The sequence below is a fragment of the Pseudomonas sp. Marseille-P9899 genome, from assembly GCF_903166565.1.
GTDB lineage: Bacteria > Pseudomonadota > Gammaproteobacteria > Pseudomonadales > Pseudomonadaceae > Aquipseudomonas > Aquipseudomonas huaxiensis.
Window position 1 is genome coordinate 404591 of the sequence record NZ_CAESCG010000003.1, and the last position, 20523, is coordinate 425113.

19 protein-coding genes are annotated in these 20523 nt (G+C 62.1%); 13 read left to right on the top strand and 6 right to left on the bottom strand.

Going from position 1 to position 20523, the window contains the following annotated elements:
* Position 1: 1 nt before the first annotated feature.
* Together HWV67_RS17660 and HWV67_RS17665 are read right to left on the bottom strand one after the other, a co-directional pair.
* The gene (locus HWV67_RS17660) at positions 2-2038 is read right to left on the bottom strand and encodes a sensor histidine kinase (protein ID WP_175652159.1); all 2037 of its coding nucleotides are present in this window, start codon (positions 2036-2038) and stop codon (positions 2-4) included.
* A gap of 46 nt (positions 2039-2084) precedes the next feature.
* On the bottom strand, positions 2085-3002 hold the full coding sequence (locus tag HWV67_RS17665) for a putative 2-dehydropantoate 2-reductase (protein WP_175652160.1): 918 nt from the start codon (positions 3000-3002) through the stop codon (positions 2085-2087).
* Between the two features lie 113 nt (positions 3003-3115).
* Between HWV67_RS17665 and HWV67_RS17670 the strand changes: the two genes are divergently transcribed.
* From HWV67_RS17670 to HWV67_RS17680, 3 genes are all read left to right on the top strand, one after another.
* A complete protein-coding gene (locus HWV67_RS17670; protein ID WP_175652161.1) occupies positions 3116-3601 on the top strand; it encodes a YajQ family cyclic di-GMP-binding protein in 486 nt (161 codons plus the stop codon).
* Between the two features lie 111 nt (positions 3602-3712).
* Complete coding sequence (locus HWV67_RS17675) at positions 3713-4558, top strand: mechanosensitive ion channel family protein (RefSeq protein WP_175652162.1); 846 nt, start codon at positions 3713-3715, stop codon at positions 4556-4558.
* Positions 4559-4716: 158 nt separating this feature from the next.
* The gene (locus HWV67_RS17680) at positions 4717-5961 is read left to right on the top strand and encodes an MFS transporter (protein ID WP_095154701.1); all 1245 of its coding nucleotides are present in this window, start codon (positions 4717-4719) and stop codon (positions 5959-5961) included.
* Position 5962: 1 nt separating this feature from the next.
* Here HWV67_RS17680 and HWV67_RS17685 read toward each other — a convergent pair whose 3' ends face one another.
* Together HWV67_RS17685 and HWV67_RS17690 are read right to left on the bottom strand one after the other, a co-directional pair.
* Positions 5963-7525 carry an AmpG family muropeptide MFS transporter gene (locus HWV67_RS17685; protein ID WP_110969748.1) on the bottom strand — a complete coding sequence of 521 codons (1563 nt, stop codon included), beginning with the start codon at positions 7523-7525 and terminating at the stop codon, positions 5963-5965.
* Positions 7526-7568: 43 nt separating this feature from the next.
* Positions 7569-7922 carry an MGMT family protein gene (locus tag HWV67_RS17690; RefSeq protein WP_095154706.1) on the bottom strand — a complete coding sequence of 118 codons (354 nt, stop codon included), beginning with the start codon at positions 7920-7922 and terminating at the stop codon, positions 7569-7571.
* A gap of 144 nt (positions 7923-8066) precedes the next feature.
* Here HWV67_RS17690 and HWV67_RS17695 point away from each other — a divergent pair, with 144 nt between their 5' ends.
* The 5 genes from HWV67_RS17695 (at position 8067) to groL (ending at position 12697) form a co-directional block, all read left to right on the top strand.
* Complete coding sequence (locus HWV67_RS17695; RefSeq protein WP_175652163.1) at positions 8067-9074, top strand: DUF481 domain-containing protein; 1008 nt, start codon at positions 8067-8069, stop codon at positions 9072-9074.
* Positions 9075-9174: 100 nt separating this feature from the next.
* Entirely contained in the window at positions 9175-9906 is a 732-nt protein-coding gene (locus HWV67_RS17700) for a HugZ family pyridoxamine 5'-phosphate oxidase (RefSeq protein WP_175652164.1), read from the top strand.
* Positions 9907-9971: 65 nt separating this feature from the next.
* The gene (locus HWV67_RS17705; RefSeq protein ID WP_095154712.1) at positions 9972-10445 is read left to right on the top strand and encodes an FxsA family protein; all 474 of its coding nucleotides are present in this window, start codon (positions 9972-9974) and stop codon (positions 10443-10445) included.
* Between the two features lie 258 nt (positions 10446-10703).
* Positions 10704-10997, top strand: coding sequence for a co-chaperone GroES (locus tag HWV67_RS17710; protein ID WP_095154713.1), 294 nt, complete (start codon positions 10704-10706; stop codon positions 10995-10997).
* Positions 10998-11044: 47 nt separating this feature from the next.
* Positions 11045-12697 carry a chaperonin GroEL gene (gene groL, locus HWV67_RS17715; protein ID WP_110969753.1) on the top strand — a complete coding sequence of 551 codons (1653 nt, stop codon included), beginning with the start codon at positions 11045-11047 and terminating at the stop codon, positions 12695-12697.
* 71 nt (positions 12698-12768) lie between these two features.
* Here groL and HWV67_RS17720 read toward each other — a convergent pair whose 3' ends face one another.
* Positions 12769-13509, bottom strand: a complete 741-nt coding sequence (locus HWV67_RS17720; protein ID WP_175652165.1) for a phosphatase PAP2 family protein — start codon at positions 13507-13509, stop codon at positions 12769-12771.
* Between the two features lie 183 nt (positions 13510-13692).
* Here HWV67_RS17720 and colR point away from each other — a divergent pair, with 183 nt between their 5' ends.
* From colR to HWV67_RS31775, 5 genes are all read left to right on the top strand, one after another.
* The gene (gene colR, locus HWV67_RS17725) at positions 13693-14376 is read left to right on the top strand and encodes a two-component system response regulator ColR (RefSeq protein ID WP_175652166.1); all 684 of its coding nucleotides are present in this window, start codon (positions 13693-13695) and stop codon (positions 14374-14376) included.
* Entirely contained in the window at positions 14366-15658 is a 1293-nt protein-coding gene (locus tag HWV67_RS17730) for a sensor histidine kinase (protein ID WP_175652167.1), read from the top strand. The genes colR and HWV67_RS17730 overlap by 11 nt, the downstream gene beginning before the upstream one ends.
* A 129-nt stretch (positions 15659-15787) precedes the next feature.
* Positions 15788-16468 carry a class I SAM-dependent methyltransferase gene (locus HWV67_RS17735; RefSeq protein ID WP_110973128.1) on the top strand — a complete coding sequence of 227 codons (681 nt, stop codon included), beginning with the start codon at positions 15788-15790 and terminating at the stop codon, positions 16466-16468.
* A gap of 5 nt (positions 16469-16473) precedes the next feature.
* On the top strand, positions 16474-17184 hold the full coding sequence (locus tag HWV67_RS17740) for a lipopolysaccharide kinase InaA family protein (RefSeq protein ID WP_175652168.1): 711 nt from the start codon (positions 16474-16476) through the stop codon (positions 17182-17184).
* The gene (locus HWV67_RS31775; RefSeq protein WP_256680147.1) at positions 17184-17411 is read left to right on the top strand and encodes a hypothetical protein; all 228 of its coding nucleotides are present in this window, start codon (positions 17184-17186) and stop codon (positions 17409-17411) included. Before HWV67_RS17740 ends, HWV67_RS31775 begins: the two co-directional genes overlap by 1 nt.
* A 53-nt stretch (positions 17412-17464) precedes the next feature.
* Here the strand turns inward: HWV67_RS31775 and HWV67_RS17745 are convergent, their stop codons facing one another.
* Positions 17465-20512, bottom strand: coding sequence for a multidrug efflux RND transporter permease subunit (locus HWV67_RS17745; RefSeq protein ID WP_175652169.1), 3048 nt, complete (start codon positions 20510-20512; stop codon positions 17465-17467).
* Between the last annotated feature and the right edge of the window lie 11 nt (positions 20513-20523).

Below are 20523 nucleotides of genomic sequence, written 5' to 3' on the forward strand. Positions count from 1 at the left end.
TTCATGACTCCAGTTTGTTAGGCGCCGGGAGCGGCGCGAGGCTGGCGGCCAGCGGCAGGCGCAGGGTGAAGCAGGTGCCTTGGCCCGGCGCCGACTGCACTTCCATCTGGCCCTTGTGGTTGTTGGTGATGATGAAATACGACACCGACAGGCCGAGGCCCGTGCCCTGGCCGATTTCCTTGGTGGTGAAGAATGGCTCGAAGGTGCGTTTGCGCACCGCTTCGGGCATGCCGACGCCGTTGTCCTCGACCTGGATTTCCGCCCACGGCGGGTTCAGCCGGGTGCGCAGGGTAATCCGTCCGGGCTCGCGGTCGTCTTCGCGCAGGTGAATGGCCTGGGCGGCGTTTTTCAGCAGGTTGAGCAGCACCTGTTCCAGTTCGTTGGCGGTGCCGGGCACCGGGCCGAGGTCGGGGTCGAACTGGCGGACGATGGCCTGGCCCTTGAAGTCGAAGCCGATGGTCAGGTCGAAGTCGTTTCCGGCGATCTCCACGGCCTGGTCGATCAAGGCCGGCAGGTCGCAGGGCGCCATTTGACGGTTGCTACGCCGACTGAAGCTGAGCATGTGGGTGACGATCTTCGCCGCGCGGGCACCGGCCTGCTGGATGCCGTCGAGCAGTTGCGGCACTTGGCGACCTTCCAGGTAACGGGTGACGGTGGCCAGGTCGATGCCGGTCTCGTTGGCCTGTTCGAGGTTTTTCGGCAGTTCCGGGGACAGGCGCCGGCGAATGTTCTGCACATTGTGCAAGATGGCGCCCAGCGGGTTGTTGATTTCGTGGGCCATGCCCGCCGCGAGGCCGCCGACCGAGAGCATTTTTTCCGACTGCACCATCATTTCTTCCAGTGACAGGCGCTGGGTGATGTCGTCGATACGGATCACCACGCCACGGCCACCGCCGCCCATCAGCGGATAGAAGGTCAGGGCGTAGTGGCGAGCGTCGTCGTCTTTGGTCCAGGTCACGCGCTCGATCTTCGCCACCCGGTGCTTCTCGACGCTCTCCTTGAGCTGCGGCAGAAACGGCTTGAGCGGTTCGAAGGCAAGGAAGATCGGCTGGTTCAGGGCTTCGTCCAGCGGCGTCCCGGAAAGGGCGCTGGCCTCCTGGTTCCATTGGGTGACGTAGAGCTGTTCATCGAGGGCGATCAGCGCCGAGGGCATGGAGTCGATGATGCTGTTGAGGTAGTTCTGGAAGCCGGTGAGCTTGCGTTCGATCTTGCTGCGCACCTGGACTTCCAGCTCCAGCTTGCGGTTGGTGTGGCGGGTTTCCTCGGCCAGCCCTTGAGCCTGGTCGAAGGCGTGCTGGAACTCGTCGCGGGCGCGCTTGAGTTGCTGCTCGCGTGCTTCGATGCGCGACAGCATGGTGTTGAACGCTTCGGCCAGGCTGCCGATTTCATCGTGGTTGCCAGGGCTGGCGCGCAGGGCGTAGTTCTCTTCCCGGGTCACCTGGCGCGAGAGCTGTTCGAGTTGATAGATCGGCTGGGTGATCAGGCGCTTGATCTGCCGGGCGATGATCATCCATAGCAGCACGCTGAAGACGAGGATGCCCAGGCTGGCGGTGAGGGTCCCGGTATAGAAGGCCATCGGCAGTTCGCTGCTGGCTACCAGCAATAAATGGCCCGGCGGACTGCCGGGGCGGCCCAGGCTGACCAGTTGGGTGCTGCGGAATTCGGTCAGGCGCCAGCCTTCGATATTGCGGTAGCGCTTGGGCAGGGCGATCGGCTCGCCGTGCTGCAACTGCGCCAGCAGCTTGCCATCGGAACCGTACAGCGCCGCGGCGCGCAGTGGCGAGTAGGTGTCGAGCTCCTGCAGCAGCTTGTTGGCGGCTTCGGGAGAGTCGGTGGCCTGCTGGGCGATCTGTGGAGTGGAGACTAGTCGGCCGATCGTTTGCAGGGCCTGTGGCGCCATGGCTTCCTGGGAGATCCAGTAGGCGGCGCTGATAAAGGTCAGGTTGGCCACCAGCAGGATGGTGATCAGCAACACCAGCAGGGCGGCCAGCAGTTTCTGGCCGACCGGCAGGTTTTCCAGGCGTTCGCGCAAGGGCATGGGGAAGGCGTGGTCCTGTGGTGGGAAGGGCAGGGTAACGCTGCCCTCAGTCGCTGGGCAATCCGTGGTTGTTCAGGTGTTCGACCAGGCGCCGGTAGAGCCGTTCCAGGTGCGCCAGGGTGTGTCCGTGGCGGGTGGCGGTGCGGCAGGCGTGGCCGAGCAGGTAGTGGATCTCGGTGCGGCGCCGGTTTCGAACGTCCTGGTACATCGAAGAGTAGTTGGCGGCGGTGGCCTGGATGACCCGTTCGACTTCCGTAGCCAGGTTTTCGGCAGCCTGCGGCTGACCGCAGACCTGCAACAGCTCGGTCAGCTCCGCGCACAGCGTCGCGACCTCGCAGTGGTGCTCGGTCAGGCCACCGTTGCGGCAATCGTGGAGCACGGTCAGCGGGTTGATCGCGCAATTGAGCGCCAGCTTGCGCCACAGCCGGGTGAGGATATCGGGCGTCCACTGGTGGGGGATGCCAGCGTCGCTCAAGTCATCAAGCCAGTTTGGCGGCAACGGGTTGGCCGGGTCGCCCAACCAGTTGAAGCCATGCCCGGCAAAATTCACCTGCCAGTCGTGCTCGCGAAAGGCGCCTTCGGTGCTGGAGGCGAAGATGCAGCGGGCAAGCGGCACGCGGGCGGCGACTTCGTCCTGGCTGCCCAGGCCGTTTTGCAGCAGGATGATTTCGGCATCCGCCGTCAGACGATGGGCGATGCTGGCGACGGCCTTTTCCGCGTCGTAGGCCTTGCAGGCCACCAGCAGTCGGCTCATCGGCCCGGGGGCGGTGGTGATTTCCGCTGGGATGGGGAAGGTCCGCGGTTGTCCTTGCTCGACCAGCGTCAGGCCGCCTGTCGCCTCGTAGGCGTGCAGCCGTTGTGCGTCGCGCAGAATCAACCGGACCGGTTTGCCCGCCCGCGCCAGGCGGCAAGCCCAGAGGCTACCGAGGCTGCCGGCGCCGAGAATATGCCAGGTGCTGCTCATCAGCGTTTCCCAAGCGTTTATAATGAGCCCGCATTTTAACCGTCAAACCCGGTGCGCTCCATCGCGCTCCCCTCACAGGGGCGCCAGCGCGCCTTTATTTTTTGGAGAAAGATATGCCGTCGTTCGACGTGGTATCGGAACTGGACAAGCACGAAGTCACCAACGCCGTGGAAAACGCCGTCAAGGAACTGGATCGCCGCTACGACCTCAAGGGCAAGGGCAGCTTCGAGTTCAAGGAAAAGGACCAGACCGTCACCCTGACCGCCGAAGCCGAGTTCCAGCTCGAGGCAATGGTCGAAATCCTGCGCATGGCCCTGGTCAAGCGCAAGATCGACGTGCAATGCCTGGAAATCAAGGAACTCTACGCGTCGGGCAAGGTGACCAAGCAGGACGCGGTGTTCAAAGAGGGCATCGATAAAGAGCTGGCGAAGAAAATCGTTGCGCATATCAAGGACGCCAAACTCAAGGTTCAGGCCGCCATCCAGGGCGAGCAGATCCGCGTGACCGGCAAGAAGCGCGACGACCTGCAGGAAGCCATCGCGGCCCTGCGTGCCAAAGAGTTCGGCATGCCGCTGCAGTTCAACAATTTCCGCGACTGACAGCCTGCTTGCGGGAACCTTGGCATTTTGATGGCGTCCGAGGTTCCTGTAGCGCTGAAACGTTTGCGGCGCGATATTTTCAGATTTTTGCCGCACGGCTAGGAGAAAAGAATGGATTTGAACGCTGAGGTCGATCAACTGGTCAGGACTTCGCAAACCTGGGTCCCGTTGATCATGGAATACGGCAGCCGTTTGCTGCTGGCGTTGATCACTTTGGCGGTGGGTTGGTGGCTGATCAACAAGGTGACCGCGAAGCTGGGTCGCCTGGTGGCGATCCGCAATGGTGACCAGGCGCTGCAAGGCTTTATCAGCACCCTGGCCAACATCATCCTCAAGGTGCTGCTGTTCATCAGCGTTGCCTCGATGATCGGCGTTGAGACCACGTCCTTCGTCGCCGCCATCGGTGCTGCCGGCCTGGCTATCGGCCTGGCCCTGCAAGGCAGCCTGGCGAACTTCGCCGGCGGTGTGCTGATTCTGCTGTTCCGTCCGTTCCGCCTGGGCGACTGGATCGAGGCGCAGGGTGTCAGCGGTACCGTCGACAGCATCCAGATCTTCCACACCGTGCTGCGTACTGGCGACAACAAGACGGTGATCGTGCCCAACGGCAATCTGTCCAACGGCATCATCACCAACTACAACCGCCAGCCAACCCGCAAGGTGGTGTTCGATGTCGGTGTCGACTACGAGGCGGACCTGCAAAAGGCCCGCAACGTCCTGCTCGACCTGGCCAAGAACGACCCGCGGGTGCATGCGGATCCGGCGCCGCAGGCGGTGGTCGCGACCCTCGGCGACAGCGCCATCACCATTTCCCTGCGTATCTGGGTCAACACCGGCGACTACTGGGATGTGATGTTCATGCTCAACGAACGTGCGCGTGATCGTCTGAAAAGCGAGGGTATCGACATTCCCTTTCCGCAACGCGTGATCCGCGTGGTGCAGGAAGTCGCAACGCCGTAAGCGCAGCCGTTGCAGCCATCGCCGGCACATGCCTCTCCGGGGCATGTGCCGGCGATGTCGTTTGTGGCCGGGTATTACACTTCTTCACCTCTTCTCGCTACCGGCGCCCGGGCTTTTCTGGCATACAGGCCGGTCTGATATCCAATGCTGGCCGAATCATGACACCGCTTCTCAAGATCACCCCGTTCAGGGCCTTCTGCTTCGCCATGACCCTGGCGCTGTTCGAACTCCTCACCTACCTCGCCAGTGACGTAGTGATGCCGGCCATGCCGCAGGTGGTGACAGACCTGCAGGCCAGCCCCGAATTCATCCCCCATGCGCTGAACCTGTACCTGCTTGGTGGCGTGCTGTTGCAATGGCTGATCGGCCCGCTGGCCGACCGCTATGGCCGGCGTCCGTTGTTGTTGGGCGGCTGCGCGTTCTTCTGCCTCGCGTGCCTGGCGACCTTCTGGGTCGACGGGATCGAAGTGTTCAACCTGCTGCGCCTGTTGCAGGGCATTGGCCTGGGCTTCGTGGTCACCGTCAGCTATCCGGCCTTGAACGAAGCGTTCAGCGAAGCCGACGCGGTACGGATGATGGCGTTGCTGGCGAACATCGCCCTGTTGTCGCCGTTGCTCGGGCCGTTGGTGGGCACGCTGATGCTGGAGTGGGTGTCCTGGCGCTGGCTGTTCGTGCTGTTTGGCGGCGCTGCCGTACTGGCCTGGTTCGCCCTGTACCGCTTCATGCCGGAAACCCTGGGGGTGGAGCGCCGCGACGGCACCCGCCTGGAGTTCCAGCCCATTCACCTGTTACCGCTCCTGGCCGGCTATGGCCAGTTGCTCGGTAACCGACGCTTCGTCGCCGGCAGCGCGGCGCTGGGCCTGATCGGCCTGCCGCTGATTGGCTGGATCGGCTTGTCGCCGGTGTTGCTGATCCACGACGAGGGCCTCAGCACGATGCAGTACGCACTGTGGCAACTGCCGGTGTTCGGCGGGCTGATCCTCGGGAACCTGATCATCAATCGGATCGCCGATCGCTATCCGCTGACCACCCTGGTGCGCGGCGCGCTGTGGCCGTTCCTGGCGGGGCTGCTGGCGGCGGTGCTGGCGACCTGGATTTATCCGAGCGTGCCGAGCCTGGTGGTCGGGCTGTCCGTCTACGCGTTGGGGCTGGGCGTGGCCAATGCGGTGCTGTACCGCATGACCCTGTTCAGCAGCGAACAGAGCAAGGGGCTGGTGTCGGCCATGCTGGGGATGATCACCATCGCTCTGCTCGGCTTTGGCGGGGCGTTGATGGCGATGCTCGGGGCCGGTGCCGGCCTGCTGGCATTCGCCCTGGCAGCGGGGCTGTCAGGGGTGCTGGCGCTATGGCCATTGTGGGTGGTGCTGAGGGAAGGACGCGGGACGCTGGCGGTGCAGCCCTGATTCAGGGCTGCTGTTGCTCGCCGACCTGGCCATTGCCGGGTTGCTCCGGCTCCTGCTTGCCGCGGCGCAGCTCCTGATGCCAGTGCAGGGCGATCAGGATCAGCGTCGGTACGCCCAGCAGCGCGGTAATCAGGAAGAAGTCGTGATAGCCGTACTTCTCCACCATCACGCCTGAGTAGCCACCAATCAGACGCGGCAGCAGCAGCATGATGGAACTGAGCAGCGCGTACTGGGTGGCGGAGAACTTCAGGTTGGTCAGGCTCGACAGGTAGGCGACGAACGCCGACGTGGCCAGGCCCGAGCTGAAGTTGTCGAGGGAAATGGTCACCACCAGCATCTGCAGGTTGGGGCCCATGTCGGCCAGCATCAGGAACAGGATGTTGGTCGCCGCCGAGGCCGCGCCGCCGATGAACAGGATCGGCAGGATGCCGAAGCGCACGATCAACAGCCCGCCGAAACCAGCGCCGACCAGGGTCATGATCAAACCGAAGATCTTGCTGACGCTGGCGATCTGGTCCTTGGTGAAGCCCTGGTCGATGTAGAACACGTTGGCCATCACGCCCATCACCGTGTCGGACATCCGGTAGGTCGCGATCAGCCCGAGCAGCAGCAGGGCCTGCCAGCGGTAGCGCTGGATGAAGTCGTTGACCGGGGTCAGCACCGGTGCCAGGCCGCGGCGGCCCATGGCCGAGAGGCACAGGCAGGTGAGGGTGATGTAGAGGATGGCGCGCAGGAAGGCGCGGTCTTCCAGCAGCAGGTCGAGCAGGCTGACGCCTTCGAACAGCACGCTGGCGAAGTCGGTGTTGTAGAGCTGGGTGAACATGGCCGGCACGGACACCAGCAGCACGATCAGCACGAATACCGAAATCAATTGATGGCTGAAACCGTAGCGGGCCGCCTGCAACTGGGTGCGCAGCGATACCGGGGGTTCGCGCATCAACAGCGAGGTGAGCAACGCCGGCAGCATCATCACGCCGAACAGCACGTAGGTGCCGGTCCAGGCCTTGTGCATGTAGCTGAAACCGGTGGAGCCAAACCACTCGGCGAAGAACAGCGCGCCGGCGGTGGCGAGCAGGGCGGCGACCCGGTAGCCGGCCATGTAGCTGGCAGCGAGGGCGGCCTGGCGCTGGTCGTCGGCGATCTCCAGGCGGTAGGCGTCGACGGCGATGTCCTGGGTGGCCGAGGCGAACGCCACCAGCACCGCGAGGGCGATCAACCAGGACAGGTGTTTTTGCGGATCGCAGAAGCCCATGCCGACCAGGCCGATCACCACCAGTATCTGCGACAGGACCAGCCAGGAGCGGCGTCGGCCCAACTTGCCGAGCAATGGCAGGCGCCATTGGTCGAGCAGCGGGGACCACACCCATTTGAATGCGTAGGCCAGGCCGATCAGGCTGGCGTAGCCAATGGTTTCGCGAGCGACTCCGGCTTCGCGCAACCAGACCGACAGCGTCGAGAACACCAGCATATAAGGCAGGCCGGCGGCGAAGCCGAGCAGCAGGAGCACCACGGTCGACGGGCTGGCATAGGCAGCAAGCGCAGCGCGCCAGGTTTTACGGGGCATGGGCCAACATCTGCCTCAAGATTACGAACACAAAGCGCGCACTCTAACTGTTGTGATCCATCGGACGCCAGCCATGGCGCGACATATCGACGCGATTATTGCGCAGGCTGACACCTTCGGCGCGCAATCGCGCCCGTTGTTCATCCCCGGAGGGGGTGCCCTGGGCCAGGCTCAAGCGACCACCGGCGCCCAGCACCCGATGCCAGGGCAGGCGGGTGTCGGGGGGCAACTGGCTCAGGGTGCGGCCAACCCAACGTGCAGCGCGGCCCAGACCCGCCAGATCAGCCAGCTCGCCATAGCTGACGACTTTGCCCTCTGGCACCTGGCCCAACACCATATAGAGCGCCGTCCGTCGGTCTTCGGCGCGCTGCTGGGTCACGTCGGCTGAGGCTTTCATCGTGCACGAACCTGCCTGGCACGGGGGTGGTGGAAACACTTGGCAATTGAACTCATTGGCATTGGTCAGGTCTGTCCTTGCTCGGGGGCTGAGCATCTGGATAATGCCCCACTTTTTTCGCGAACCTTAATGTCCGTATTGCCTATGTATTCTAGAACCTTGTTGTGCCTTGCATTGGTCGGCGTTTGCGCGCCGGCTGTAGCCGATACCGTCTGGATGAAGAACGGTGACCGCCTGAGCGGCAAGATCAAGGTGTTCGACGGCGGCAAGCTGTTGCTGGAAACACCTTATGGTGGCTCGATCCCGCTGGACTGGAAGCAGGTCAAGACCCTGGAAAGTGACCAGGAGCTGCTGGTCAAGCAGGACGAGTACAACGGTGAGCGCGCCAAGTCGCTGCAAGCAGCCGATGCGGGCAAGGTGATCCTGGCCAACGGCGAGGCGCCGAAGACCGTGGAACTGGCGAGCATCCAGCAGATCATGAAGCCCAAGCCCGTGGTCGAAGACCTGGTATGGAAGGGCAATGTCGACCTGGCGCTGGATTACAAACGCGCCGAGTCCAACACCGACGACTACGACGTCGACTTCAAGACCACCGCGCGTCACGGCCGCTGGCGGCACAATGCCGAAGGCGAATACAACCGCGACAGCAAGGACGACGTCACCACCACCAACAACTGGAGCGCCGAGTACGCACTCGACCGCTTCATCACCGACAAGTGGTTCTGGCAAGGCCGCCTGAACTACAAGCGCGACCATGTCGAAGACCTCACCCGTCAGCGCACCGTCGGTACCGGTCCGGGCTACCAGTTCTGGGATGACGAACTGGGCGCCTTCTCCCTCGGCTCGCTGCTCAACCGCACCGATTACGAATACTCCGACGGCGGCAAGGACAACTTCTATTCCGTCGGCGTGAAGTGGGATTACAACCGCTACCTGATCGGCAAGACCATCGAGGTGTTCACCAACGGCGAAGTGGGCAAACCACTGGGCAACGTCGCCGACTACAGCCTGGATGCCGAAGTGGGCCTGCGCTACAAGGTCACCGAGTGGGCATCGCTCAACCTCAAGGCCGAGAAAGACATCATCAGCGGCACCAATGACAGCGACCTGGACAAGACCCGCTACACCGCAGGCTTCGGCGTGACCTGGTAAACCCGACCAAGCTGGCCCCTTGGCATTGCGCGGTGATAATGATTAGCTTGTCGCCATCACCGCCCGTGCCGGGCGGCCCGTTTTACCCAGGAGTCCAGACGTGAGCGCCAACGCTGCAAGGCAAGCCCGAGAACTGCTGCTCAAAGAGTACCGTGGGGTGCTCTCGACCCATTCCAAGTCGATGCCCGGCTTTCCTTTCGGCTCCGTGGTGCCGTATTGCCTGGACGCCGACGGCAACCCGCTGATCCTGATCAGCCGGATCGCCCAGCACACTCACAACCTGCAGAAAGATCCCAAGTGTTCGCTGCTGGTGGGTGAGCGCGGTGCTGAAGACGTGCAGGCGGTAGGTCGTCTGACCGTGCTGGCCGAGGCGCACAAGCTGGAACAGCCGGAGGCCATCGAGGCCGCAGCCGAGCGCTATTACCGCTACTTCCCAGAATCGCGCAATTACCACAGTGCCCACGATTTCGATTTCTGGGTGCTGCAGCCGGTGCGCCATCGCTATATCGGCGGTTTCGGCGCCATTCACTGGATCGATCAGCTCACGCTCGCCAATCCGTTCGCCGGCAAGGCGGAACTGAGCATGGTCGAACACATGAACAGCGACCACACTAACGCTATCGCCCACTACGTTGCCCTGAGCGGTTTGCCGGACACCGTGCCTGCGCAGTTGGCCGGTATCGACAGCGAGGGGATGCACCTGCGCATCGGTCAGGGCCTTCACTGGCTGGCCTTTGCGGAGCCTTGCAACAATCCGACACAAGTGCGCGAAGCCTTGGTTTCACTGGCTCACGCCGAGCAGTGGCCACAGGTGCAGCAGGCCGAGGCTTGAAATTTCGAGCTGAAGTTACCATTTGAGGTCTTATTGGAAGGATGTCTTCCGCAGAGGAACCCTCGATGCGTGCTTTTCTACTGCTTTTCCTGATTTTCCCGATCCTTGAGCTGTACGTCTTTTTCAAGGTGAGCAGCTCCATCGGCTTCTTCCCGGCGCTGCTGCTGATCTTCGCAGGTTCTGCGCTGGGTGTGCTGGTGGTGCGCGTGGCCGGGCTGGCCACGGCGTTGCGTGCGCGTGAAAGCCTGCAGCGCGGCGAACTGCCCGCCGAGGACATGTTTCATGGCTTGATGCTGGCCCTGGCCGGCGGCCTGCTGTTGATCCCGGGGTTCATCTCCGATGTGGTCGGCCTGCTCCTGATGCTGCCGTTCGTTCGTCGCTTGTTCGTCAGCAAACTGCGCAGCCGTGCAGAAGCCCAGGCGATGCGCCAGCGAGCGTTCGCCGATGATCCGTTCGAGGGTGCCCGGCCCGGTCCACAAGGCCGTGTGCCGCGCGAGCCGAACGTGATCGAAGGCGAGTACGAACACCGCGACAAGTGATTCACGCTTGCGCGCAAAAGAAACGGCCCCGAGTGGGCCGTTTTTCATTCCGCCCGGCTCATAGCAAAAAAATTCCTTTGTGAGCCTTGTAATCGCCTTGGCCGACCTTATGTATGGGTCACCGCAAGGTTTCTGGGCATCCGCACCAGACAAAGACAACCGTGACCCGCCCCGCGAGTCACGACCGGCAACGCCGGAAGCATCAACCCGCCGGTATTGATACCGGCCGATGAAAACCACTATCAGGAGAGATCGACAATGAAGCTTCGTCCTCTGCATGACCGCGTCGTTATCCGCCGCAGCGAAGAAGAATCGAAAACCGCTGGCGGTATCGTTCTGCCAGGCTCGGCTGCTGAAAAGCCAAACCGCGGCGAAATCGTCGCCGTCGGCACCGGTCGCATCCTGGACAACGGTGAAGTGCGTGCGCTGGCCGTGAAAGTGGGTGACAAAGTGGTTTTCGGCCCTTACTCGGGCAGCAACACTGTGAAAGTTGACGGCGAAGACCTGCTGGTAATGAGCGAGAACGAAATCCTCGCTGTTATCGAAGCTTGATTCCGCTGGTTTTCCGTTACTCCAAAGTATTCAAGGATTAAACGATCATGGCTGCTAAAGAAGTAAAATTCGGCGATTCCGCCCGCAAGAAAATGCTTGTTGGTGTCAACGTTCTGGCTGACGCAGTAAAAGCGACCCTGGGCCCGAAAGGCCGTAACGTGGTTCTGGCCAAGAGCTTCGGCGCTCCGACCATCACCAAGGACGGCGTTTCCGTCGCCAAAGAAATCGAGCTGAAAGACGCCTTCGAGAACATGGGCGCCCAGTTGGTCAAGGAAGTTGCTTCCAAGGCCAACGATGCTGCCGGTGACGGCACCACCACCGCTACCGTTCTGGCTCAAGCCATCGTCAACGAAGGCCTGAAAGCCGTCGCTGCCGGCATGAACCCGATGGACCTGAAGCGCGGTATCGACAAGGCCACCGCCGCTGTCGTCGCCGAGCTGAAAAACCTGGCCAAGCCATGCGCCGATTCCAAGGCCATCGCCCAGGTAGGCACCATCTCCGCCAACTCCGACAACTCCATCGGTGACATCATCGCCGAAGCCATGGAAAAGGTCGGTAAAGAAGGCGTCATCACCGTTGAAGAAGGCTCGGGCCTGGAAAACGAACTGTCTGTCGTAGAAGGCATGCAGTTCGACCGTGGCTACCTGTCCCCGTACTTCATCAACAAGCCGGACACCATGGTTGCCGAGCTGGAAGGCCCGCTGCTGCTGCTGGTCGACAAGAAGATCTCCAACATCCGCGAACTGCTGCCAGTTCTGGAAGCCGTTGCCAAATCCGGCCGTCCGCTGCTGATCGTGGCTGAAGACGTCGAAGGCGAAGCGCTGGCTACCCTGGTAGTCAACAACATGCGCGGCATCGTCAAGGTTGCGGCTGTCAAGGCACCTGGCTTCGGCGACCGCCGCAAAGCCATGCTGCAGGACATCGCTGTCCTGACCGGCGGTACCGTGATCTCCGAAGAAATCGGCCTGAGCCTGGAATCCGCTACCCTCGAGCACCTGGGCAACGCCAAGCGCGTCACCCTGTCGAAAGAAAACACCACCATCATCGACGGTGCTGGCGTTGAAGACGACATCCAGGCTCGCGTTAAGCAGATCCGCGCCCAGATCGAAGAGACTTCCTCGGACTACGACCGTGAGAAGCTGCAAGAGCGTCTGGCCAAACTGGCTGGCGGTGTTGCCGTGATCAAGGTCGGTGCCGGCACCGAAGTTGAAATGAAAGAGAAGAAAGCCCGCGTTGAAGACGCCCTGCACGCTACCCGTGCAGCCGTCGAAGAAGGCGTTGTACCTGGCGGTGGTGTTGCCTTGGTACGTGCCCTGTCCGCCATTGTCGACCTGAAGGGCGACAACGAAGACCAGAACGTCGGTATCGCTCTGCTGCGTCGCGCTGTTGAAGCGCCGCTGCGTCAGATCACTGCCAACGCCGGCGACGAGCCAAGCGTTGTGGCCGACAAGGTCAAGCAGGGTTCGGGTAACTTCGGTTACAACGCTGCTACCGGCGAATACGGCGACATGATCGAGATGGGCATCCTTGACCCAGCCAAGGTCACTCGCTCGGCGCTGCAAGCTGCAGCTTCGATCGGCGGCCTGATGATCACCACCGAAGCCATGATTGCTGACGCTCCAGTTGAAGCCGGTGCTGGCGGCGGCATGCCTGACATGGGTGGCATGGGCGGTATGGGTGGTATGGGCGGCATGATGTAAGCCAGCCTCACCCGCTGCATCCAAAAGAGCCCCGCCTAGTGCGGGGCTTTTTTATACCTGCCGTAAATGAATCAGTTGGCCTGCACCACAGCATCGCTGGCCCTGGCCGGGGCATGCCGGCGATACAGCACCAGGTAATAACAACCCAGCGCAATCAACCAGCAAAACACTGCAGTCCAGATGTTGTGCGAAAAGAAGTGCGCTCCCTGCAACATCCGCCCGATGGAGAACAGCGTGCCGAGACCAAAGGCCACCCCCAGAGCCACTTTCGCCAGGCGCGGGCGACGATCACGCAGGACGAAGAACAGCGCGAACAGGGTAAAACCGGTCGCCGCATGACCGCCGGGCCAGCAACGCCCTGGTTTGTTGGTTTCAGGCCGGGCTTCGAGCAACTTGCTGTAGGTTTCATTACCGCCGAACTGGCTCAGGCTCCACGGGCACTGCACGGCAGTCACCGCTTTGAGCGGCGTGACGAAGGCCGTCGAAAGGCCCATGGCCAGGACCAGGCAGCCCAACTCCCGGCGCACAGGTTTCAGCCGTTCAACCGCGAAACTGGCGGCAAACCCGGCGATCGCCAGTACGCCAAAGACGATGACCAACTGTTTGGCGCGGTCATGCAGGATGTCTTCGAGAAAGTAACTGTGCCTGCCAATGAACTGGCCAGCGGCTGGATCGAACGCCATCCGGGCCAGCACCATGTCGACATCGGTCAGTTCGAGCAGGACGAGCACCACCGCGACCAGCAGTGGAATGCCCAGGGCCAGCCAGGGATTGAGTGGGCGCGAGGGAACGAAATCGGGTTGTGGGGGCATGACGAGTCCAGGCGGTGAGGGAAGACGACCGGCGATTCTCCATCCCGGCGCATGCCTTGTTTGTGAATCCACCGTGAAAAAAACGTCAGGTGACAATATCGGCCGGTTGGCCTAGCGGCTTGTCTACTATGACCGTAAGCTGCGCCAGCCAGACGGCCACAGCAACAGAAACGAGAGGACGCCATGCGCATACTACTGGTTGAAGATAACCGCGATATCCTGGCCAACCTGGCCGATTACCTGGGCCTCAAGGGCTATACGGTCGATTGCGCACAGGATGGACTGTCGGGCCTGCACCTGGCCGCGACCGAACACTACGACTTGATCGTGCTGGACATCATGCTCCCCGGCATCGACGGCTACACCTTGTGCAAACGCCTGCGCGAGGATGCCCGCCGCGACACGCCGGTGATCATGCTCACCGCCCGCGACCAACTCGACGACCGCCTGCAAGGCTTCCGCTCCGGCGCCGACGATTACCTGCTCAAGCCTTTCGCCCTTTCCGAGCTGGCCGCGCGCATCGAAGCGGTGCTGCGCCGTGCCCAGGGCGGCGGACGGCGCAGTCTGCAGGTGGGCGAGCTGAGCTATGACCTCGACACCCTGGAGGTTACCCGCCAGGGCCGCCTGCTCAAACTCAACCCGGTAGGCTTGAAGTTGCTGGCGGTGCTGATGCAGAAGAGCCCGCATGTGCTGCGTCGCGAGGTGCTGGAAGAGGCCCTGTGGGGCGATGATTGCCCGGACAGCGACAGCCTGCGCAGCCACGTCCACCAATTGCGTCAGGTCATCGACAAACCGTTCGACAAACCGCTGCTGCACACCGTCCACGGCGTCGGCTACCGGCTGGCCGAGGGCCGTGATGGAGTTTAAGCAAAGCCTTGCCCAGCGGATCATCATCGCCTTCGCGTTGATGAGCGCGCTGGTGGCGGGCGCGTTCGCGTTCGGTATTGTCGCGACAGTACACTTGGTGGAAGAGCGCCTGATCTCCACCGTGCTGGGGGGCGACTTGCAGCGCTTGCTGCTGATGGACAACGTCAGTGAGTGGAGCCACCGGCCGCGGCCCGACCAGTTGTTCTATTACAGTGGCGGGCGCGATGACTTCGCCCTGCCGCCGGACCTGAAGCACCTGAATCCCGGTTTCCACGAAGTGTTCCGCGAGCACCTGTCGTACCACGCCATGGTCGAGGTGGTGGATGGCCGGCGCTATGTGCTGTTGCAGGACCAGAGCGATTTCGAAGAGCGCGAGCGGGTGCTGTTCGCCGTGGTGGTAGTGGGGTTTGTCCTCAGTCTGGCGCTGGCGGTGTTCCTCGGTTGGGTGCTGGCGCGGCGGGTGATGGCGCCGGTTATTCGTCTGGCGCGGCAGGTTCGCCATCGTGACCAGTTGCTCGGCCTGGCGCCGCCCTTGGCACCGGATTATGCCGCCGACGAAGTGGGGCAGTTGGCCGTGGCCTTCGATGCCACGCTGGGTCGCTTGCGCGATGCGCTGACCCGCGAGCGGCTGTTTACCAGCGACGTCAGCCATGAACTGCGTACGCCGTTGATGGTCCTGGCCAGCTCCTGCGAACTGTTGATGGAATACCCCGGTCTCAATGACCGTGCTCGCTCTCAGGTAGAGCGGATTGCCCGCGCCACCGAAGAGATGCAGGAACTGGTCAAGACCTTCCTGATGCTCGCCCGCGCCCAGCGCGATGAAGGCGCTGTCGCTTCGCGGACGACCCTCAAGGAAGTCGGCGATGAACTGATTGGCGTGTGGCGCGACACCATCGAGCAGAAGGGCCTCTCGCTGAGCCTTGTGGTCAATGCGGTCTCGCCGCAGCTCTACAACGCGACGTTCCTGCAATCGGTGATGGGCAACCTGCTGCGCAATGCTGCGCATTACACCGACTCAGGTTTTATCCGCCTGACACTGGACGTGGACAGCTTCATGGTCGAGGACAGCGGCGTGGGGATTCCCGAGGAGCAGCGCGAGGCGATGTTCCAGCCGTTCGTGCGCGGCGGCGAGAAGCGTGGCGATGGTCTTGGCCTGGGTTTGTCACTGGTTCAGCGTATTTGTGACGATCAGGGCTGGGTGGTCAGCCTTAGCGCAACCCAGCCCCACGGCTGCCGTTTCCATGTGAACCTGGGTGACAGGGGAGTGGCACCTGACGCCTGAGTCCGTTTTGGATCCAGGTAATACTTTGTAAAGCTTGAGGATTTACCTGACATTTTTTTCACACGCACATGACCTGACGGCAACGTTGCCCCGCGTAACGTGGCGCTCATTGCAGTCAGGAGATGTGCCATGTCCAGTCCTATCAAGCTCGATTTTTCCGAAAAGTACGATCAGACCCACGCCCAGCAATACTACGAGAAGCACCAGGCCAGCTTTGCCCGTCGCCTGTCGCACCAGCGTGATGAGCAACTGGCCCGACGCGCCCTGATGCTGGCGGGAGAGCCGGGACTGGTGCTGGACCTGCCCTCTGGTGCCGGACGCTTCTGGCCGCTGCTGGCAGAAAAGGCCAACCGCGTGATCATCGGGGCCGACAATTCCGCGGCCATGCTGGAGACCGCGTGTCGCTCGCAACCGGCTGAAGTGGTTAAACGGGTACGACCCTTGCAGACCTCAGCTTTCGCAATCGATCTGCCCGACAACGCGGTAGACAGTATTTTCTGCATGCGGCTGTTCCACCACATTGGTGAAGCTGCTCACAGGATGACAATTCTCAAGGAATTTCAAAGAGTTAGCCGTGATAGCGTGATTGTTTCGCTATGGGTGGACGGCAATATCAAGGCATGGCGTCGAAAAAAACTCGAAGCGCGTCGCGGGGCCACAGGTGAGACTGGAAGTTACCAGAATCGCTTTGTGTTACCTGCTGCTACGGTCGAGGAGGAGTTCAAGGCTGCCGGCTTCCGGATTCAAGAACAAATGGACTTTCTGCCGTTCTACGCCATGTGGCGAGTTTATGTATTGCGCAAGGGTTGAAAAATATGGATGTGACAGACGCGGGCCGGGCTTCCGGCACTGATCGGTTCGATTATTTCTGGAAACAGCAGGGCGAGTGGGTGGAAGAGCCCAACCAGCGGCGTGGCGGCGAGAGCGGTGTGCAGCGCTTGCACGATGACCGCGGGCACATGCTGTATGCCAAACGCCAGATTGGCCATATCTACCGCAGTCTGTTGCACCCCTTTGGCCGCCCCACGGTGTTGCGCGAGTACGAAGCGCTGCACAGTTTCGAGCAACTGGGCGTGCGTGTACCGAATATCGTCTATTGCGGTGTCGAGCGCGATGCCGATCGCCAATGGCGTGCGCTGCTGGTCAGCGAGGCCCTGGACGGCTTCGAGGAGATCGATAACTGGTACGCCGGTGGTGGCCGCGAGCGCTACGGTGAAGAGCTCCACGACCGCGTACTGGAAGACCTGGCGCGCAACCTGGCGCGCATGCACCTGGGGCATTGGCAGCACGGCTGTCTGTATGCCAAGCACATCTTCGTCAAGGTCGTGGGCGAGGGCGCTGATGCCCGTGCCGAGATCGCACTGCTGGACCTGGAAAAATGCCGTCGGCGTCTCAGCCGGCACAGGGCCGCTGCCAATGACCTTCGCCAGTTGCGGCGCCATTCGTCGTGGAACGATGCCGATTGGCAAAAGCTGCTCTATTTTTACCAGATGGCGTTTGGCAGCGCAGTCAAAGGTTTAGAGTGATGAAACTAGAAATAGCTCGAAGTTTGTTTCTCCTGGCTGCCCTGGCTACCGCGACCGTTGCGGTAGCGGCATGGGAGCAGCCTCGCCCGGGTGTGATCAGTGCTTCCTCCGTCTCGGAGCACTGTCCATTGCCGCGTGTGGTGAAACCGCAGGTCCAGGCCCAGCCCGACCATGATCTGCTGCTGTTTCTGTTTGGTATGAGCCAGGGGCTCAGAGGGCAGGGCTGATATAAGCCTGTTGATATCGAGGGCCTCATCGCTAGCGATGAGGCCTTTATTATTTACGCCGTCTGCTCGACGGTACGCGGCTCATCCTTACGCGCCAGCAGCGTGTAGACGCAAGGCAGTACGAACAGGGTAAACAGCGTCCCCACCGACATCCCCGTCGCAATCACCGTCCCGATATCGAACCGGCTGACCGCTCCCGCGCCGCTGGCGAGGATCAGCGGGACCATGCCGAAGACCATCGCCGCCGTGGTCATCAATACCGGACGCAAACGAATCGCCGCTGCTTCCTCGATCGCCTCGCGGGCCGTCAGGCCTTTCTGTTCGCGTAGCTGGTTGGCGAACTCGACGATCAGGATCCCGTGCTTGCTGATCAGCCCGATCAGCGTCACCAGCCCTACCTGGGTGTAAATGTTCAGGCTCGACAGCCCCAGGAACAGCGGAATCAGCGCCCCGCAGATCGACATCGGCACGGTCACCAGAATCACCAGTGGATCGCGGAAGCTCTCGAACTGCGCCGCCAGCACCAGGAAGATGATCGCCAGCGCCAGGCCGAAGGTCACCCACAACGCGCTGCCTTCCTGCACGAACTGGCGTGCCGCGCCGCTGTAGTCGAAGGCGAAGCCTGCCGGAGCTTCTTCCTGGGCGATGGTGCGCACGGTGTCCAGCGCTTCGCCCATGCTGACCATCGGGAATCCCTGGATAATCGCCGAGTTGAGTTGCTGGAACTGGTTGAGCTGGCGCGGTCGCGCACGGTCGCTGACGGTGATCAGGGTCGACAGCGGCAGCATCTGCCCGGCCTGGTTCTTCACATAGTAGTTGTTCAGCCAGTCCGGATTGTCGCGGTAGGCCCGTTCGACCTGGGCGATCACCTTGTAGCTACGTCCGTCGATGGTGAAGCGGTTGATTTCCGCCTCGCCCAGTAATGTCGCCAGGGTGCTGCCCAGCACATCCATGGACACGCCCATCTGCGCCGCCTTGGCACGGTCGATATCGACCACCACCTCCGGCTTGTCGAAGGCCAGGTCGATATCGAGGAAGGCGAACTTGCCTGAGGCCTCGGCGCGCTCCTTGATCCGCTGGGCCACGTCCAGCAGCGATTCATAGTCGTTCGGCGTGTTGATCACGAAGGCGAAAGGCAGGCCCTCGCCCGTACCCGGCAGCGACGGCAGGTTGAAGCCGAAGATCTGCAGGCCGGCGATGCCATTGAGCTTGGCCTGGACTTCCGGCAACAACGCCATCTGCGAGCGCTTGCGGTCGTCCCACGGCTTGAGCAGGAAGCCGCCGATCCCCGATTGCACGCCATTGAAGCCGTTGATCTGGAACGACGAGTAGTACTCCGGAAACTCCTTGAAGATCTTGGTGAACTCGTCGGTGTAGCTGTTCAGGTAGTCGAGGTTGGTCGGTTGCGGTGCAGTGGCCATCATGAAGATGATGCCCTGGTCCTCGTTCGGGGCCAGTTCCGAGGTGCTGAACTTGAGGAATACCGGAATCAGGCACAGCACGATGACGCCGAACACCAGCACCACCGGGCGGGTATCGAGGGTGGCGTGGAGCAGCCGCTGGTAGCGCTGCTTGAGCCGTTCGAAGAGTTTGTCGAGGCGGTGCGCCAGGCCAGACGGGTTTTCCTCGTGGCGCAGGAGCATGGCGCACATCATCGGCGACAGCGTCAGGGCCACGACGCCGGAGATGACCACCGCGCCGGCGAGGGTCAGGGCGAACTCCTTGAACAGCGCGCCGGTGAGTCCTTCAAGGAAACCGATCGGGGCGTAGACCGCCGCCAGGGTGATGGTCATCGACACCACCGGCATGGCGATTTCCCGCGCACCTTCCAGCGCCGCGTCGAACGGGGTCTTGCCCTCTTCGATATGGCGGTGGATGTTTTCCACCACGACGATGGCGTCGTCCACCACCAGGCCGATGGCCAGCACCATGGCCAGCAAGGTCAGCAGGTTCAGCGAATAGCCCATCAACTGCATGAAGAACAGCACGCCGATCATCGACAGCGGAATGGTGATGACCGGGATCAGCACCGAGCGGAGGGCGCCGAGGAACAGGAACACGACCACGATGACGATGAGCACGGCTTCGATCAGGGTCTTGACCACTTCGTCGATGGAGGCCTGGATGAACAGGGTGGCGTCGTAGGCGATGGAGGCCTTGAGGTTGGGCGGCAACTGGCTTTCCAGCTCCGGCATCAGCTTGCGCACTTCCTTGATCACGTCCAGCGGGTTGGCGCCTGGCGTGGCCTTGATGCCGATGTACACCGACGGCGTGCCGTCGAAAGAGCTGACCGTGTCGTAGTTTTCCGCGCCCATCTCCACCCGCGCCACATCGCCGAGCAGCACCCGGCTGTCGCCGCTGGTTTTGAGCGGGATGTTGGCGAAGGCTTCGGCGGACTTCAGTTCGGTGCTGGCGTTGATGCTGGTGACAACGTACTCGCCCTTCACCTCACCAGCGGCGGACAGGAAGTTGTAGCGGCGCACCGCCTCGGTGACGTCGCTGGCGCTCAGGCCGTAGCCGGCAAGGCGTACCGGGTCGATCCACAGGCGCATGGCGAACAACTGGTTGCCGAGGATTTCCGCTTCGGCCATGCCCGGCAGCGTCGCCAGCTTGGGCTGGATGACCCGCGACAGGTAGTCGGTGATCTGCGGGTTGCTCAGTTCGCTGCTGTAGAAACTGATGTACATCAGCGCCGAAGCGTCGGCCGCTTCCTTGCTCAGCACCGGGTCTTCGGCGTCTTGCGGCAGCTTGTTCTTGACCTCGTTGGCCTTGGCCAGCAGCTCGGTGAACAGGCGGTCGCTGTCCGAGCCGATGCGCGCGTAGATCGAGATCACCGAGAAATTCTGCCGGCTCACCGAAGTCATGTAATCGATGCCTTCGGCGCTCGCCAGGCTCTGTTGCATGGGCTGGGTGATGTAGCCCTGGATGGTTTCGGCGTTGGCCCCGGGGTAGGCGGTGGTCACCGTGATCAGGGCGTTTTCCATCTGCGGGTACTGGCGGATGGGCAACTTGCTCCAGGCCTGGAAGCCGAGCAACACGATCAGCAGGCTGACCACGGTTGCCAGCACCGGACGGCGGATGAACGGATCGGTAAAAGCCATGACGGCTCCTT

Bases quoted from the DNA above. Each gene is read 5' to 3' on its own strand.
- HWV67_RS17735 (WP_110973128.1), top strand. From the start codon at position 15,788: ATGTCCAGTCCTATCAAGCTCGATTTTTCCGAAAAGTACGATCAGACC.
- HWV67_RS17730 (WP_175652167.1), top strand. From the start codon at position 14,366: ATGGAGTTTAAGCAAAGCCTTGCCCAGCGGATCATCATCGCCTTCGCG.
- HWV67_RS17705 (WP_095154712.1), top strand. From the start codon at position 9,972: ATGCGTGCTTTTCTACTGCTTTTCCTGATTTTCCCGATCCTTGAGCTG.
- HWV67_RS17675 (WP_175652162.1), top strand. From the start codon at position 3,713: ATGGATTTGAACGCTGAGGTCGATCAACTGGTCAGGACTTCGCAAACC.
- HWV67_RS17695 (WP_175652163.1), top strand. From the start codon at position 8,067: ATGTATTCTAGAACCTTGTTGTGCCTTGCATTGGTCGGCGTTTGCGCG.
- HWV67_RS17660 (WP_175652159.1), bottom strand. From the start codon at position 2,038: ATGCCCTTGCGCGAACGCCTGGAAAACCTGCCGGTCGGCCAGAAACTG.
- HWV67_RS17740 (WP_175652168.1), top strand. From the start codon at position 16,474: ATGGATGTGACAGACGCGGGCCGGGCTTCCGGCACTGATCGGTTCGAT.
- groL (WP_110969753.1), top strand. From the start codon at position 11,045: ATGGCTGCTAAAGAAGTAAAATTCGGCGATTCCGCCCGCAAGAAAATG.
- HWV67_RS31775 (WP_256680147.1), top strand. From the start codon at position 17,184: ATGAAACTAGAAATAGCTCGAAGTTTGTTTCTCCTGGCTGCCCTGGCT.
- colR (WP_175652166.1), top strand. From the start codon at position 13,693: ATGCGCATACTACTGGTTGAAGATAACCGCGATATCCTGGCCAACCTG.
- HWV67_RS17720 (WP_175652165.1), bottom strand. From the start codon at position 13,509: ATGCCCCCACAACCCGATTTCGTTCCCTCGCGCCCACTCAATCCCTGG.
- HWV67_RS17670 (WP_175652161.1), top strand. From the start codon at position 3,116: ATGCCGTCGTTCGACGTGGTATCGGAACTGGACAAGCACGAAGTCACC.
- HWV67_RS17665 (WP_175652160.1), bottom strand. From the start codon at position 3,002: ATGAGCAGCACCTGGCATATTCTCGGCGCCGGCAGCCTCGGTAGCCTC.
- HWV67_RS17745 (WP_175652169.1), bottom strand. From the start codon at position 20,512: ATGGCTTTTACCGATCCGTTCATCCGCCGTCCGGTGCTGGCAACCGTG.
- HWV67_RS17690 (WP_095154706.1), bottom strand. From the start codon at position 7,922: ATGAAAGCCTCAGCCGACGTGACCCAGCAGCGCGCCGAAGACCGACGG.
- HWV67_RS17685 (WP_110969748.1), bottom strand. From the start codon at position 7,525: ATGCCCCGTAAAACCTGGCGCGCTGCGCTTGCTGCCTATGCCAGCCCG.
- HWV67_RS17680 (WP_095154701.1), top strand. From the start codon at position 4,717: ATGACACCGCTTCTCAAGATCACCCCGTTCAGGGCCTTCTGCTTCGCC.
- HWV67_RS17710 (WP_095154713.1), top strand. From the start codon at position 10,704: ATGAAGCTTCGTCCTCTGCATGACCGCGTCGTTATCCGCCGCAGCGAA.